14 protein-coding genes are annotated in these 12,901 nt (G+C 75.0%); 1 reads left to right on the top strand and 13 read right to left on the bottom strand.

The features are described 5' to 3' along the window. The 10 genes from nuoE to C5507_RS19710 all read right to left on the bottom strand — a co-directional run. On the bottom strand, nucleotides 1-780 hold a 780-nt coding region (nuoE, locus tag C5507_RS19670; protein WP_104530196.1), incomplete at its 3' end, for an NADH-quinone oxidoreductase subunit NuoE. After that, nucleotides 777-2,099 carry an NADH-quinone oxidoreductase subunit D gene (locus C5507_RS19675; RefSeq protein WP_104530197.1) on the bottom strand — a complete coding sequence of 441 codons (1,323 nt, stop codon included), beginning with the start codon at nucleotides 2,097-2,099 and terminating at the stop codon, nucleotides 777-779. The genes nuoE and C5507_RS19675, both read right to left, overlap by 4 nt. 10 nt (nucleotides 2,100-2,109) lie before the next feature. Beyond that, nucleotides 2,110-2,862, bottom strand: coding sequence for an NADH-quinone oxidoreductase subunit C (locus tag C5507_RS19680; protein ID WP_104530198.1), 753 nt, complete (start codon nucleotides 2,860-2,862; stop codon nucleotides 2,110-2,112). Next, on the bottom strand, nucleotides 2,859-3,530 hold the full coding sequence (locus C5507_RS19685) for a NuoB/complex I 20 kDa subunit family protein (RefSeq protein WP_104530199.1): 672 nt from the start codon (nucleotides 3,528-3,530) through the stop codon (nucleotides 2,859-2,861). The genes C5507_RS19680 and C5507_RS19685 overlap by 4 nt, the downstream gene beginning before the upstream one ends. A 13-nt stretch (nucleotides 3,531-3,543) precedes the next feature. After that, nucleotides 3,544-3,906 (bottom strand): NADH-quinone oxidoreductase subunit A, encoded by a 363-nt coding sequence (locus C5507_RS19690; RefSeq protein WP_104530226.1) that lies wholly within the window; start codon nucleotides 3,904-3,906, stop codon nucleotides 3,544-3,546. A 95-nt stretch (nucleotides 3,907-4,001) separates the two neighbouring features. Then, nucleotides 4,002-5,273 carry a geranylgeranyl reductase family protein gene (locus tag C5507_RS19695; protein WP_104530227.1) on the bottom strand — a complete coding sequence of 424 codons (1,272 nt, stop codon included), beginning with the start codon at nucleotides 5,271-5,273 and terminating at the stop codon, nucleotides 4,002-4,004. Between the two features lie 89 nt (nucleotides 5,274-5,362). Then, the gene (locus tag C5507_RS19700) at nucleotides 5,363-6,022 is read right to left on the bottom strand and encodes a phosphoribosyltransferase (RefSeq protein WP_242611176.1); all 660 of its coding nucleotides are present in this window, start codon (nucleotides 6,020-6,022) and stop codon (nucleotides 5,363-5,365) included. 6 nt (nucleotides 6,023-6,028) lie between these two features. Next, nucleotides 6,029-6,160, bottom strand: a complete 132-nt coding sequence (locus tag C5507_RS23375) for a hypothetical protein (protein WP_278044325.1) — start codon at nucleotides 6,158-6,160, stop codon at nucleotides 6,029-6,031. 47 nt (nucleotides 6,161-6,207) lie between these two features. After that, nucleotides 6,208-7,713 (bottom strand): HNH endonuclease signature motif containing protein, encoded by a 1,506-nt coding sequence (locus C5507_RS19705; protein WP_104530201.1) that lies wholly within the window; start codon nucleotides 7,711-7,713, stop codon nucleotides 6,208-6,210. 150 nt (nucleotides 7,714-7,863) lie between these two features. After that, nucleotides 7,864-8,634 carry a demethylmenaquinone methyltransferase gene (locus C5507_RS19710; RefSeq protein ID WP_242611177.1) on the bottom strand — a complete coding sequence of 257 codons (771 nt, stop codon included), beginning with the start codon at nucleotides 8,632-8,634 and terminating at the stop codon, nucleotides 7,864-7,866. A gap of 35 nt (nucleotides 8,635-8,669) precedes the next feature. On the opposite strand from C5507_RS19710, the gene C5507_RS19715 reads away from it, so the two are divergent. Beyond that, nucleotides 8,670-9,929, top strand: coding sequence for an isochorismate synthase (locus C5507_RS19715; RefSeq protein WP_104530202.1), 1,260 nt, complete (start codon nucleotides 8,670-8,672; stop codon nucleotides 9,927-9,929). Nucleotides 9,930-9,952: 23 nt separating this feature from the next. On the opposite strand, the gene C5507_RS22515 is transcribed toward C5507_RS19715, so the two are convergent. From C5507_RS22515 to C5507_RS19725, 3 genes are all read right to left on the bottom strand, one after another. Then, complete coding sequence (locus C5507_RS22515) at nucleotides 9,953-10,093, bottom strand: hypothetical protein (RefSeq protein ID WP_158657658.1); 141 nt, start codon at nucleotides 10,091-10,093, stop codon at nucleotides 9,953-9,955. A 112-nt stretch (nucleotides 10,094-10,205) separates the two neighbouring features. Further along, nucleotides 10,206-11,879 carry a 2-succinyl-5-enolpyruvyl-6-hydroxy-3-cyclohexene-1-carboxylic-acid synthase gene (gene menD / locus C5507_RS19720; protein ID WP_104530203.1) on the bottom strand — a complete coding sequence of 558 codons (1,674 nt, stop codon included), beginning with the start codon at nucleotides 11,877-11,879 and terminating at the stop codon, nucleotides 10,206-10,208. Then, nucleotides 11,876-12,844 carry an o-succinylbenzoate synthase gene (locus C5507_RS19725; RefSeq protein ID WP_104530204.1) on the bottom strand — a complete coding sequence of 323 codons (969 nt, stop codon included), beginning with the start codon at nucleotides 12,842-12,844 and terminating at the stop codon, nucleotides 11,876-11,878. The genes menD and C5507_RS19725 overlap by 4 nt, the downstream gene beginning before the upstream one ends. Nucleotides 12,845-12,901 lie beyond the last annotated feature (57 nt).

The raw sequence follows: 12,901 nt of genomic DNA on the forward strand, positions 1-12,901 counted from the left end.
CTCGCCGGCGTCGGCGGGCTCGGCCTCCGGCCCGCGCATGGGCGGCGCGGACTCGCCGCGCTCGGCGGCCAGGCGCAGCCCGCGCAGGGTCGGCTCGTAGTCGCCCGGGGCGTCGACGGCGGTGGCCGCGGCCGCCTCGTCGGCGTGCTGGGAGAACCCGGCGAGCTGGCGGGAGACGCCGCGGAAGTCGGTGAGCGGCGCGCCGCGGGTCGGGTGCGGCTTCTCCCCCTGGCGCAGCGCGGCGACCAGCGCGCGGGCGCTCTCGACGTCCTGCTGGTCGTAGAACTCGTAGTCGACGGTGACGACGGGCGCGTAGTCGCAGGCCGCCAGGCACTCGGCGTGCTCGAGGGTGATCGACCCGTCGGCGGCGGTCTCGTCGTGGTGGACGCCGAGGTCGGCGCTCAGCGCATCCATGATCCGCTGCCCACCGAGGACGGCGCACAGCGTGTTGGTGCAGACGCTGACCAGGTGCCGGCCGGTCGGGCGGCGCTTGTACATCGTGTAGAAGGTCGCGACCGCGCCCACCTCGGCCTTGGTGAGCCCCAGCTCCTCGGCGCACAGCGCGACACCCTCGGGGCTGACGTACCCCTGGTAGCTCTGCACCAGGTGCAGCATCGGCAGCAGCGCGGAGCGCGCCACCGGGTAGCGGGCGATGATCTGCCGCGCCTCGATGCGCGCCTGCTCGGTGAGCGGCGGCAGGTCGATCGGCGCGGGCAGTACCTGGCTGTCGTCCAGACCGGTGGTCGCCGCGGCCTCCGGGGACCCGGGAAGTGCACTCATCTGTCGACTCCTCCCATGACCGGGTCGATCGATGCGATGGCCGCGATCACGTCGGCGAGCATGGAGCCCTCGCTCATCGCCGCCGTGGCCTGCAGATTGACGAAGCTGGGGTCGCGCACGTGGACGCGCCACGGCCTCGTGCTGCCGTCGCTCACGACGTGGTAGCCGAGCTCGCCGCGGGGCGACTCGATCGGCACGTACACCTGGCCGGCCGGCACCCGGAAGCCCTCGGTGACCAGCTTGAAGTGGTGGATCAGGGCCTCCATCGACTGGCCCATGATGTGCGCGACGTGCTCGGCGGAGTTGCCCATGCCGTCGGGGCCCAGGGACAGCTGCGCCGGCCAGGCGATCTTGCGGTCGTCGACCATCACGGGGCCGGGCTCGAGCCGGTCCAGCGCCTGGGCGATGAGCTTCAGCGACTCGTTCACCTCGGCCATGCGGACGAGGTAGCGGCCCCAGGCGTCGCAGGTGTCGGAGGTCGGCACCTCGAAGTCGTAGGTCTCGTAGCCCAGGTAGGGCTCGACCTTGCGCATGTCCCACGGCAGGCCGGCCGACCGGAGGATGGGCCCGGTGACGCCCAGGGCCAGGCAGCCCGTGACGTCGAGGTAGCCGACGTCCTTGAGGCGGCGCTGCCAGATCGGCTGGCCGGTGAGCAGCCGGTGGAAGTCGGCGACCCGCTTGGGCATGACCTCCAGGAACTCCCGGATGTGCTCGACGGCGCCCTCAGGGAGGTCCTGCGCGAGACCGCCGGGGCGGATGTAGGCGTGGTTCATCCGCAGGCCGGTGATCTCCTCGAGCAGGTCGAGGCACATCTCCCGCTCGCGGAAGCCGTTGGTCATGGCGGTGAGCGCGCCCAGCTCCATGCCGCCGGTGGCCAGGCCGACCAGGTGCGAGGCGATCCGGTTGATCTCCATGACCAGCACGCGGATGGTCTGCGCGCGCTGCGGCACCTCGATGCCCAGGAGCTTCTCGACGGCCATGCAGTAGCCGGCCTCGTTGAACAGCGGGGCCAGGTAGTCCATGCGGGTCACGAAGGTCGTGCCCTGCACCCAGTTGCGGTACTCGGTGTTCTTCTCGATGCCGGTGTGCAGGTAGCCGATGACCACCCGCGCCTTGGTCACCGTCTCGCCGTCGAGGTCGAGGACGAGACGCAGGACGCCGTGGGTCGAGGGGTGCTGCGGGCCCATGTTGACCACGAGCCGCTCGTTCTCGTGCGGATCGGCGCCGAGCGTGGTGTCCCAGTCCCCGCCGGTGACGGTGTAGACCCGCCCCTCGGTGGTCTCCCGGGAGCCGGCGTACGGGTCGTAGGTGGTGGTCATGGCGTGCCCCTCACCGGTAGGCCCGGCGCGTGTCCGGCGGCGGGATGGTGGCGTCGTGGTACTCGACCGGGATCCCGCCCAGCGGGTAGTCCTTGCGCTGCGGGTGTCCGTCCCAGTCGTCGGGCATCAGGATCCGCGTGAGCCCCGGGTGGCCGTCGAAGACGATCCCGAACATGTCGAAGGCCTCCCGCTCCTGCCAGTCCGCCGTCGGGTAGATCCGGGCGACCGACGGGACGTGCGGGTCCTCGGCGGTGACGGCGACCTCCAAGCGGACCCGGCGCCGGTAGGTCATCGAGGTCAGGTGGTAGACGACGTGCAGCCGGGGACGACCGGGAGCGACCGCGGGGCCGCCGCTGTCGAGGTAGTCGACGCCGGAGACGCTGCTGCACAGCTCGAACCGCAGCGCCTCGTCGTCGCGCAGCGCCTGGACCAGCTGCAGCAGGTGCTCGCGACCGACGAAGTAGGTGATCTCGCCGCGGTCGACGAGGACGCGCCGGACCGCGGCGTCGTAGGTGGCCTGGCCCACGGCGTCGATCAGCGCGTCGGTGACCTCGTCGAAGTAGCCGCCGTAGGGGCGCTCGGTGGAGTGCAGGGCCACCGCGCCGCCCGGCTCGACCCGCACCAGGCCGCCGAAGCCGGAGGTGTCGCCGCTGCCGCTGACGCCGAACGAGCCCTTCCGGAACCCGCCCGAGGGTGCCGTGCTGGCGTCGTAGCCGGCCTCCGCGCGGCCGGGCACGACGTTCGAACCGCCGTCGTTGCTCATCGGCCGCGCTCCCCCGGCAGGAGGACGGCGTTGCCGCCGCGCTGCTCGATGAGGAACTGGCCGGTGCGGCCCTCGGCCGCGGCCTCCTCGTAGGCCCGCCGCGCGTTCTTGTCCACCCGCACGGTCGACGGCATCTCGACGTGCAGCTCCTTCGCGGTCCCGTCGGCCTCGGCACGGGCCAGCTGACGGGCACGCTTCTCGCCCAGCGGCTCGTGCTGGATCTTGTGGTGCAGCTTGAGGATGGCGTCCATGAGCATCTCCGGCCGCGGCGGGCAGCCGGGCAGGTACATGTCCACCGGGACGATGTGGTCCACGCCCTGGACGATCGCGTAGTTGTTGAACATGCCGCCGGAGCTGGCGCAGACCCCCATGGCGAGCACCCAGCGGGGCTCGGGCATCTGGTCGTAGATCTGCCGCAGGACCGGCGCCATCTTCTGGCTCACCCGGCCGGCGACGATCATCAGATCGGCCTGGCGCGGCGAGGCGCGGAAGACCTCCATGCCGAACCGGGCGAGGTCGTAGCGGCCGGCGCCGGACGCCATCATCTCGATGGCGCAGCAGGCCAGCCCGAACGTGGCCGGCCACAACGACGACTTGCGCGTCCAGTTGACCAGCTTCTCCACGCTGGTCAGCAGCACGCCGCTGGGGATCTTCTCTTCCAGACCCATGGTCAGACTCCCCTCAGTCCCACTCGAGCCCGCCGCGGCGCCACTCGTAGGCGAACGCGATGAAGACCGTGCCGATGAAGACCGCCATCGCGACCAGGCCGAAGACGCCCAGCGCCTCGTTGTGCACGGCCCACGGGTAGAGGAAGACGATCTCGATGTCGAAGACGATGAACAGCATCGCGGTCAAGTAGTACTTCACCGGGAAGCGGCCGCCGGTGAGCGACTGGTCCACCGGTTCGATGCCGCACTCGTAGGCCTCGAGCTTGGCCCGGTTGTAGCGGCGCGGGCCGACGTAGGGCGCCGCGGTGACCGAGAACAGCGCGAAGGCTGCGGCCAGCACGAAGAGCCCGAGGATCGGGACGTAGTTCGAGAGCATCAGCGGCACCCTAGGGTGAGGTCGGTCACGTTCGGGTCACTATGGCGATACGGAGAGTTCGTGTCGGGTCGACACGTCGGCACGGCGGTCATGGCTCAGGCCGCCGGGGTGAGTCGGAGGAGGACGGCGAGCGCGCGGTCGACCGCGTCGCCGTCGCGCCCGTCGGTCAGGTTGCCCATGAGCCGCAGCGCGCCGTCGACCAGCGCCGGACGGCGCAGGCCGCGGGCGGTGGCCAGCCGGACCACGCCCGGGCGGGCGAGCAGCGCGAGGAAGCCCATGCCCAGCCGGTGGTGCCGGCCGAGCTCGGCGCGCAGCCGCTCGGGGTAGCGCTGCAACGCCACCTCCCGGCCCGCGGCGTCCGGCGCGGCGAGCGCCTCCGCGGCGGCCTCCGCGGCCATCCGGCCGCTCTCCAGGGCGTAGCTGATCCCCTCGCCGTTGCAGGGGTTGACCGTGCCTGCGGTGTCCCCGGCCAGGAGCAGTCCGCGGGAGTACGCCGGGCCACGGCTGAGTGCCATGGGCAGCCCGGCGCCGCGCAGCGGGGTGACGGCGTCCTCCTCGCGGAGGCCGTCCTCGGCGGGGAAGAGGTCCAGCCACCGCCGGAGGATCACCTTCCGGTCGGCGCCGGTGCCGCGACGGGTGTCGAGCAGGCCGTAGCCGACGTTCGCGGTGCCGTCGCCCATCCCGAAGATCCAGCCGTAGCCGGGCATCGCGTCGCGACTGGGCCCGTCGGCGGTGAGATCGAAGGCGATGTCGAGGTACTGGTCGTCGCTGCGCCGGCTGCGCACGTACCGGCGGAGCGCCACGCCCAGCGGCCGGTCGGTGCGACGGAGCAACCCGAGGCTCTTGGCCAGGCGGCCGGAGAGCCCCTCCGCGCTGACGACCAGCGGCGCGCGCCAGGTGACCGGTTCGCGGTCGTCGCCCGTCTCCGCGCGGACCCCGGCCACCCGCCCGTCGTCGTCCAGCAGCGGCTCGGTGACCGTCGTCCGGGTGACCAGCCGCGCGCCCGCCTGCTGGGCGTGGGCGGCGAGCAGGGCGTCCAGCTCGCTCCGGGTCCGGACCAGGCCGTGGTCGGGCCACGAGTCCAGGCGAGGCCAGTCCACCTCGGCGACGCGCCCGCCCCCGTGCACCCGGAGCCCGCGACGGCGCACCCAGCCCGGTGCCGCCGTGTCCACGCCCATGTCCTGCAGCGCCTTGACGCCGCGTGGGGTCAGCCCGTCGCCGCAGACCTTCTCGCGGGGGAACTCGGCCTTCTCCAGCAGCGCGACGTCCAGGCCGGTGCGCGCGAGGTGCCAGGCGGCGCTGGATCCGGCGGGGCCGGCACCGACCACGACGACGTCGGCGCGGCGCTCGGCCGTCGCGTCTGCCATGACCACCACCCCCGCTCCACCGTCGAGTCGCGAGACCTTGTGAAAAGCTTCACAAGGTCGCCCGGTTCGAGTCTAGGCCTGGGTGTGACCTAGCTGACAACACCCCCCCGGCCCAGGGCTTCGGTCACGTCGTCGTCGGTGGTCTCGGTGAAGTCGGCATAGGCCTGCCCGACGGCACGGAAGCCCTCCGGGGCGTACGGGCAGACCAGTTCGTCCACCTCCGCGGCCAGCTGTGCGACGGCCGCCGGTGGTCCGACCGGGACGGCGACGGTGAGGCGGCCGGGCGCGCGGGCACGCAGGGCCTGGATGGCGACGCGCACGGTGGCGCCGGTGGCGAGGCCGTCGTCGACCAGGACGACGTGGCGGCCCGGGATGCCGGGCGGCGGCCGGTCGCCGCGATAGGCGGCGCTGCGACGGCGGAGCTCGACGAGCTCGCGCTCGCGGACCGCGGCGACGGCAGTGGTGTCGGGGGCCACCCGGTCGACGACCGCGCGGACCCACACGGTCTCCACGGTGTCGCCGATCGCGGCGATCGCACCCATCGCGAGCTCCGGCTGGGCCGGGAGGCCGAGCTTGCGGACGACGAGCACGTCCAGCTCTGCGCCGAGGGCCGCGGCCACCTCGGCGGCGACGACCACTCCCCCGCGCGGCAGGCCGAGGACGAGCGCGTCCGCGCCGGCCCGCCGGGCGAGCGCGCCCGCCAGCACCCTCCCGGCATCTCGCCGGTCGGCGTAGCGGGCGCGCGACACGGGATCTCAGACGATCGGCACCGGGTCCGATTCCGGCCGCGGCTCACCCGGCTTGTCGGGGTCGGGCTTCGGGATGGGGTCCGGCGCCGGATCGATCGGGGACGGTTCGTTCGGCTGCGGTTCGGGCGAGGTCGTCATGTCCCGACGCTAGTAGAAGCGGCGGCGTCCAGCAGAAGGTCCGCGGGTCAGAAGGGTGGCGGTTCCTCGGGCTCTCGGGGTGGTGCCGGGAGCGCCAGTTGGTCGTGGGGGTCGCGCAGGCCTGGTGGCCGGGTGGTCCTGGTGATGCCGCTGGGGGTGGTGACCCGTAGGGTGCCGTCGGGCAGCAGCTGGAAGCGCCAGCCGCGGGCGAAGGTCTTGAGCCGGTGATGGGTGCGGCACAGGCAGCACAGGTTGTCGCAGGCGGTGCGCCCACCGCAGTCGTAGGCCACCACGTGGTCCAGATCGGTTCGCCCGGCCGGCTGCGAGCAGCCGGGATGGCGGCAGGTGCGGTCACGCAGCCGGATGAACCGTTCCTGAGCGGCGGTCCGGTCGTAGCCGGCCACCTCGGCCGGCATCGTCAGCACCGGGCAGCAGCAGACCACCTGTGCGCCGTGGTCGGGGCCGGCGGCCAGGCGGGCCAACTCGGCGGGGGTGGCGGTGGCCAGCAGCGCCCCGTGCTCGTCGGTGATCGCCACCGCCAGGCTGCCCCCGGGCGGGGCCTGCAGCCCCAGCGCGCCGATCTGGGCCAGCAGCTCGCGCACATGAGCGGCGGTGACCGGCTGCCCGGCCACGCTCGGCCCGCACTCCGGCCCCGACGCTCCCCCGCCGGCACCCGCAGCCGTGCCGGGGTCGGCTAGGGCCGGGAGCGGGGCGAGCACGGTGACGTACCCGGTGAACCCCGCACCGGCCGTACCACCGGGGTTGAGGACCAGGGCGGCGTGCGCCTCGGCCCGCAGCACCCCGATCGGCCGGTCATCCCCACCGGTCCGGGCCAGCTGCGCCGCGGAGTCGATCACCGACCACATCGCCGCCGCGACCGGTGAGGGGAGGTCGCTGGTCAGCGCCGACATCCCTTCGGCGGTGGGCCGGGTGCGCACGTCCGCCCGCCGCTGCGCCTCCTGCCGGCGCTGCTCGGCGAACTCCTCGTCCGCGGCGAGCGCAGCCGCGACCAGGCGCCGGCGCAGCTGCCCCGACGACAGCCCGCTCGCAGCAGGCAGCACGGCCGCCACCACGACTGCGACCACCTCGTCGGAGGCGACTCCCAGCACATCGGCGAACACCCGCGCCCGGAACCAGTCCAACCCGCCCTCGCCGCAGGCATGCCACACCGCAGGCATCCGCTCCATCAGCTGGTAGGCGTCGGAGAGGAGGCCGGCCGCGAAGACCGGTGAGCAGTTGAGCACCATCGCCAGTTCCTGGGGCAGGAAGTCGCTGGTGCCAGGGATCGGCGACCCCGGACCCCGCCGCCGCGCACCGGGGTGGCCGGGCGGCGGGTCCTCGGAGTCGGGACGATTCGCTGCGAGCGCCATGAGCAGCTCCGCCTCGTAGGCGCAATCCATCGCGCGCCGCGCCTGCACCCGCTCGAGCTCCGCGGCGATCTCCGAATCGCTCAGCACGCCCACCGGCAGCCGCTGCACCGACGGCGGGCACGCCTGCAGCAAGCCGACCAGGCTTCCCTCCACCGGGGAAGGCTCGGTCACCGCTGCTGACATGAGTCGAACATACGTTCGGGATACGACAGTTTTCCGAGCCCGCAGGCCGTCCGCAACGCAGAACGCGCCCGCCCCTCCCGGGTCCGGTCGTGCCGAGCGCTCCCTGGGTCGGGCCGCTCCGACCGGTCCCGGGCGTGCGTCGGTCCCGGCTCAGACCTTGCGCCCCCGGTGCAGCGCGACGATGCCGCCGGTGAGGTTCTGCCAGGCCACGTCCGACCAGCCGGCGTCCTGCACGCGGCCGGCGAGCTGCGCCTGGTCGGGCCAGGCGCGGATCGACTCGGCCAGGTAGACGTAGGCCTCGGGATTGCTGCTGACCGCGCGGGCGATCCGCGGCAGCGCCTTCATCAGGTACTCGGTGTACACGGTGCGGAACGGCGACCACGTCGGGCTGGAGAACTCGCAGACGACCAGCGTGCCGCCCGGCCTGGTGACGCGGGCGAACTCGCGCAGCGCCGCGTCGGGGTCGGCCACGTTGCGCAGGCCGAAGGAGATCACCACGCCGTCGACGCTCTCGTCGGCCAGCGGCAGGGCCATCGCGTCACCGGCCACCTTGGGCACCGCGCGGGCGGCACCGGCGCGCAGCATCCCCTGGGAGAAGTCGCAGGCGATGGCCCGCACCCCTCCGGCGGCCAGCTCGACGGTGGACACCGCCGTCCCCGCCGCGACGTCGAGCACGGTCTGCCCCGGCCGGGCACCCAGCGCCTCGCGGGTGGCGCGCCGCCAGGAGGCGTCGAGGCCGCCCGACAGCACGGTGTTGGTGACGTCGTAGCGCTCGGCGACGCGGTCGAACATGGCCGCGACCTCGGCCGGTCGCTTGTCCAGCCCGGCCCGCAGCGGAAGGACCCCCTTCTCCCCACCCCTCGCACGCTCGCGGCGGGCCCCGGAAGGGTGCCTGTGCGGGGTCTCTCGCCGGTCTGCCACGGCATCGACGCTACAAGGCCTCTTAGTCTTGACCCGTGACGACGGCCGCCCCGACCTTCCCGGCAGCGGCGTCGCGCACCGTCACCACGGTCCGGTCCGACGCCGCCGGCGAGCTGCTGGACCTGCTCCCGGCCACCGGCGGCCTCTCCTGGGTGCGCCGCGGCGAGGGCCTGGTGGGGTGGGGCGAGGCCGCCCGGCTGGAAGTCACCGGACCACGCGCGCTGGCCGAGGCGGCCGCCTGGTGGGACGACCACACCGCCGCGCTCGACGTCGCCGACGAGCTGGGCGTACCCGGTTCCGGGCCGGTGCTGTTCGCCAGCATCGCCTTCGACCCGGTCGCCGGGACGTCGGTGTTCGTCGTTCCCGAGGTCGTCGTGGGCCGGCGCGACGGCGTCGGCTGGATCACCGCCGTCGGCACCGCGCCGGAGCTGCCCGCCCCGCTCCGGTTCGACGACGGCCCGGTCCTCCGTCTCCGCTACGCCGACGGCGCGCTGGACCCGGCGAGCTGGTGCGCCGCGGTCGCGGCCGCCGTGGCGCGGATCGACGCCGGCGAGCTGGCCAAGGTGGTGCTCGCCCGCGACCTGCTGGTCTCCGCCGACGTCCCGCTGGACCCGCGCCGGATGCTGCGCCGGCTGGCCGCGCGCTTCCCCGACTGCTGGACCTTCGCCGTCGACGGCCTGCTCGGCGCGACGCCGGAGCTGCTGCTGCGCCGCACCGGCCGGCGGCTCTCGGCCCGAGTGCTCGCGGGCACCGCTCCCCGGGGCGCCGGCGCCGAGGACGAGCGGTTGGCGCGCGCGCTGCTGGCCTCCCCCAAGGACCGCGCCGAGCACACCCTCGCGGTGGACTCCCTGGTCCGGGCGCTGGAGCCCTACTGCGACACCCTCGACGCCCCGGTCGAGCCGCAGCTGCTCACGCTGGCCAACGTGCGGCACCTGGCCACGGACCTGGTGGGCACGCAGGCCGCCCGGGGCCGGGCCTCCGGTGCCGGGCTGCTGGAGCTCGTCGGTGCCGTGCACCCGACCGCGGCCGTCTGCGGCACCCCCACACCCGACGCCGCCGCGCTGATCCGCGAGCTGGAGGGCATGGACCGCGGGCGCTACGCCGGTCCCGTCGGCTGGCTGGACGCCGCCGGCGACGGGGAGTTCGGCCTGGCGCTGCGCTGCGCCGAGCTCGTCGGGGACGACGGCGCGCGGCTGTTCGCCGGCTGCGGCATCGTCGCCGGCTCCGACCCGGCGGCCGAGCTGGCCGAGACGCAGTCGAAGTTCGCCGCCTTCCAGGCGGCCCTCGAGGGCTGAGCCCCGAGGCCGCGGCTACCGGATCAGCCGGCCTGGACCAGCACGACGTCGGTCGGGGTGGCCCCGGCGGGCGCGGTGTCCCCCGGAGCGAATCCGGCGATCCCGGCCGCGATCGCGACCGTCCCCGCCAGGAGGCGGAGCCAGCGCAGCACGTCCTGGGTCATCGTCGAACTCCTCCCACCGCTCCCGCCGGGGCACGTCCCCCGTACGAGGAGGACTCTGCCGCCCGGAACGCACGTCGGCCGCACGGCAACCGCAAGAGATCCGCAGGATGCCTCAGGCCCGCAGCGCCGCCGCGGCGGCGGCACGCAGGTCCTGCACCAGGGCGGCTTCCGCCCGCTGATCGGTGCCGACGACGACGATGCGCGGCCCGCCCAGCGCCAGGGCGCCGGGCAGCTCCTCGGGCGACTCCACCCGCGACGCCGCCCACCCCAGCGCCGTCGCCACCGCCACGAGGTCGCGCCCGTGCGGCGTGCCGAAGACCCGGCGGTAGTCCGCGGCGTAGCGGTCCTCCCCGGGCTCCAGCTGGGCGAAGATGCCGCCGCCGTCGTTGTCGGGGACGACGACGGTGAGGTCGGGGCGGAGCTCCCCCTCCCCGGTCAGCAGGCCGGTGAGGTCGTGCAGGAACGTCAGGTCCCCCATCAGCGCGACCGCCGGACCGCCGCGCACCAGGGCTGCCCCGACCGCCGTGGAGATCGTCCCGTCGATGCCGGCCACCCCCCGGTTGGCCAGCACGGCGACGTCGGCCCGCGGCACGGCCAGCCGGTCGACGTCCCGCACCGGGGTCGAGGACCCCAGGACGAACAGCGCAGCGGCCGGCAGTGCGGCGACGACGTCGCGCGCCAGCCGGGCCGCGGTCAGGGACGGCGAACCGTCGAGCGCCACGTCCACGGCCGCACCGACCCGGTCGGCCGCCGATCGCCACGCCGCCGCCCAGCCGGTGTCGACGTCCCCGTCGGCCCGGACGAGGAGCCGCGAGACGCGAGAGCTGGACCGGACGGCGTCGGCCCACCGCGGGGCGGCGCTGACCGTCTCCACGGTGACCGCGGGATCGGCCAGCAGGGCGTTCACCGGGCGGGCGAGCGTCGGCCGGCCCACGACCAGCACGTGCTCCGGCCGGTGCGCCGCCAGCCAGTCACGGGCGCCCAGCAGGAGGACCCCGCCCCGCAGGGACCCGCCCCAGCACCCGCTGCTCGGCTCGGCGACCAGCGGCCAGGGGAGGTCGTGGTCGAGGTCGGGGGCGGCGTGCAGAGCACCGTCCCCGGCGACGACCAGCGTCCGCGGGGGCAGCCGGTGCGCCGTCGCCGCGTAGCCCGGTGAGCGCTGCGCGGCGGTCCACGCCGCGCCGTCCGCCCGTCCGGCCCACGGGCCGGTCGGGTCGAGGGCCTCGTCGTCGGGCATCAGCGGCTCGCGCAGCGCCAGGTTCAGGTGCACCGGGCCCGGGTCGTCCGACAGCGTCCCGGCCGCCACGGTCAGCGCCTTGGCCACCAGCGAGCGCCAGTAGCGGTTCTGCGCCTCCTCGCGGCCGGCCTCGGGCACCCCGACGTCGACCGCCCAGCGCACCGCGCCGCCGTAGAGCCCGGCCTGCTCGACCGTCTGGTTGGCGCCGGTCGACCGCAGCTCGGGCGGCCGGTCGGCGGTGAGCGCCAGCAGCGGCACCCCGGCGGCGTCGGCCTCCAGCACGGCGGCGTGCAGGTGCGCGGTCGCCGTCCCCGACGTGGTCAGGACCGGCACGGGTCGCCCGGACGCCTTGGCCAGCCCGAGCGCCAGGAACGCCGCCGTCCGCTCGTCGATGCGCACGTGCAGCCGGAGCCGTCCGTCCCGCTCGGCGGCGGCGAGCGCCAGGGCGACGGGGGCGGACCGGGAGCCGGGCGCCAGCACCGCATCGGCCACCCCGCCGCGGACCAGCTCGTCGACCAGCACCCGCGCGAAGGCGGTGGAGGGGTTCACGCGGCGAGCACCTCGTCGATCCGGGCGCGCCAGCGGGCAGCGGTCGCCCCGCTCGCGACGACGTCGCCCAGCCGGTCGACCTCGCGGGCCCCCACCGGAAGGGCACCGTCGACCGGGAGCAGCGGCGACGACGAGACGTCGCCGGTGAACAGCGCGACGGTGGCCAGACCGCAGGCGAACGGCAGCTCGGGCAGCGCCGCGGCGAGGGCGACCCCGGCGGCGATGCCGACCGAGGACTCCAGCGCCGAGGACACCACGCAGGGCAGCCCGTGCGCCTCGGCCACCCGCAGCGCCGCGCGCACACCGCCCAGCGGCTGCACCTTGAGGACGACGACGTCGCACGCCTCGCGCAGGTCCACCCGCAGCGGGTCGCCGGCCCGCCGCACCACCTCGTCGGCGGCGATCCGGACGTCGATCCGGCGGCGCAGCGCGACGAGTTCGTCCAGCCCCGCGCACGGCTGCTCCACGTACTCCAGCCCGGCCACGGCGTCGAGCTCGCGGATGCGGGTCACCGCGGTGTCGACGTCCCAGGCGGCGTTGGCGTCGACCCGGATCGCGCCGCCGGGGCCCAGGGCGTCGCGGACGGCCTCCACCCGGGCCAGGTCGTCGCCCGCGGACTGCCCCGGCTCGGCGACCTTGACCTTCGCGGTGCGGCAGCCGGAGGCGGCCACGATCGCGTGCGCCCGGTGCGCGTCGACCGCGGGGACGGTCACGTTCACCGGTACCGAGTGGCGCAGCGGCGCCGGCCAGCCGTCGACGGCGGCCTCCACCGCGGACCCCCACCAGCGGCGGCTCTCGGCGGCGTCGTAGTCCCAGAACGGGGAGAACTCGCCCCAGCCGGCGGGCCCGCGCAGGAGCACCCCGTCGCGGATGTCGATGCCCCGGAACCGGGTGCGCAGCGGCACCTCGTAGACCGCCAGCTCGGTGATCCCCGCCGGCAGCGCGGCGGCGGGGGCGGCGGTCATGGTGATCAGCGTAGGAGAAGGACCCCCTGCCCCCCACCACTCGCAGGCACGCGGTGG

Source organism: Blastococcus saxobsidens (assembly GCF_002938435.1).
GTDB lineage: Bacteria > Actinomycetota > Actinomycetes > Mycobacteriales > Geodermatophilaceae > Blastococcus > Blastococcus saxobsidens.

Coding starts and splice junctions, on each gene's coding strand:
- C5507_RS19675 (WP_104530197.1), bottom strand. CDS start 2,099: ATGACCACCACCTACGACCCGTACGCCGGCTCCCGGGAGACCACCGAG.
- C5507_RS19680 (WP_104530198.1), bottom strand. CDS start 2,862: ATGAGCAACGACGGCGGTTCGAACGTCGTGCCCGGCCGCGCGGAGGCC.
- C5507_RS19685 (WP_104530199.1), bottom strand. CDS start 3,530: ATGGGTCTGGAAGAGAAGATCCCCAGCGGCGTGCTGCTGACCAGCGTG.
- C5507_RS19690 (WP_104530226.1), bottom strand. CDS start 3,906: ATGCTCTCGAACTACGTCCCGATCCTCGGGCTCTTCGTGCTGGCCGCA.
- C5507_RS19695 (WP_104530227.1), bottom strand. CDS start 5,273: ATGGCAGACGCGACGGCCGAGCGCCGCGCCGACGTCGTCGTGGTCGGT.
- C5507_RS23375 (WP_278044325.1), bottom strand. CDS start 6,160: ATGACGACCTCGCCCGAACCGCAGCCGAACGAACCGTCCCCGATCGAT.
- C5507_RS19705 (WP_104530201.1), bottom strand. CDS start 7,713: ATGTCAGCAGCGGTGACCGAGCCTTCCCCGGTGGAGGGAAGCCTGGTC.
- C5507_RS22515 (WP_158657658.1), bottom strand. CDS start 10,093: ATGACCCAGGACGTGCTGCGCTGGCTCCGCCTCCTGGCGGGGACGGTC.
- C5507_RS19725 (WP_104530204.1), bottom strand. CDS start 12,844: ATGACCGCCGCCCCCGCCGCCGCGCTGCCGGCGGGGATCACCGAGCTG.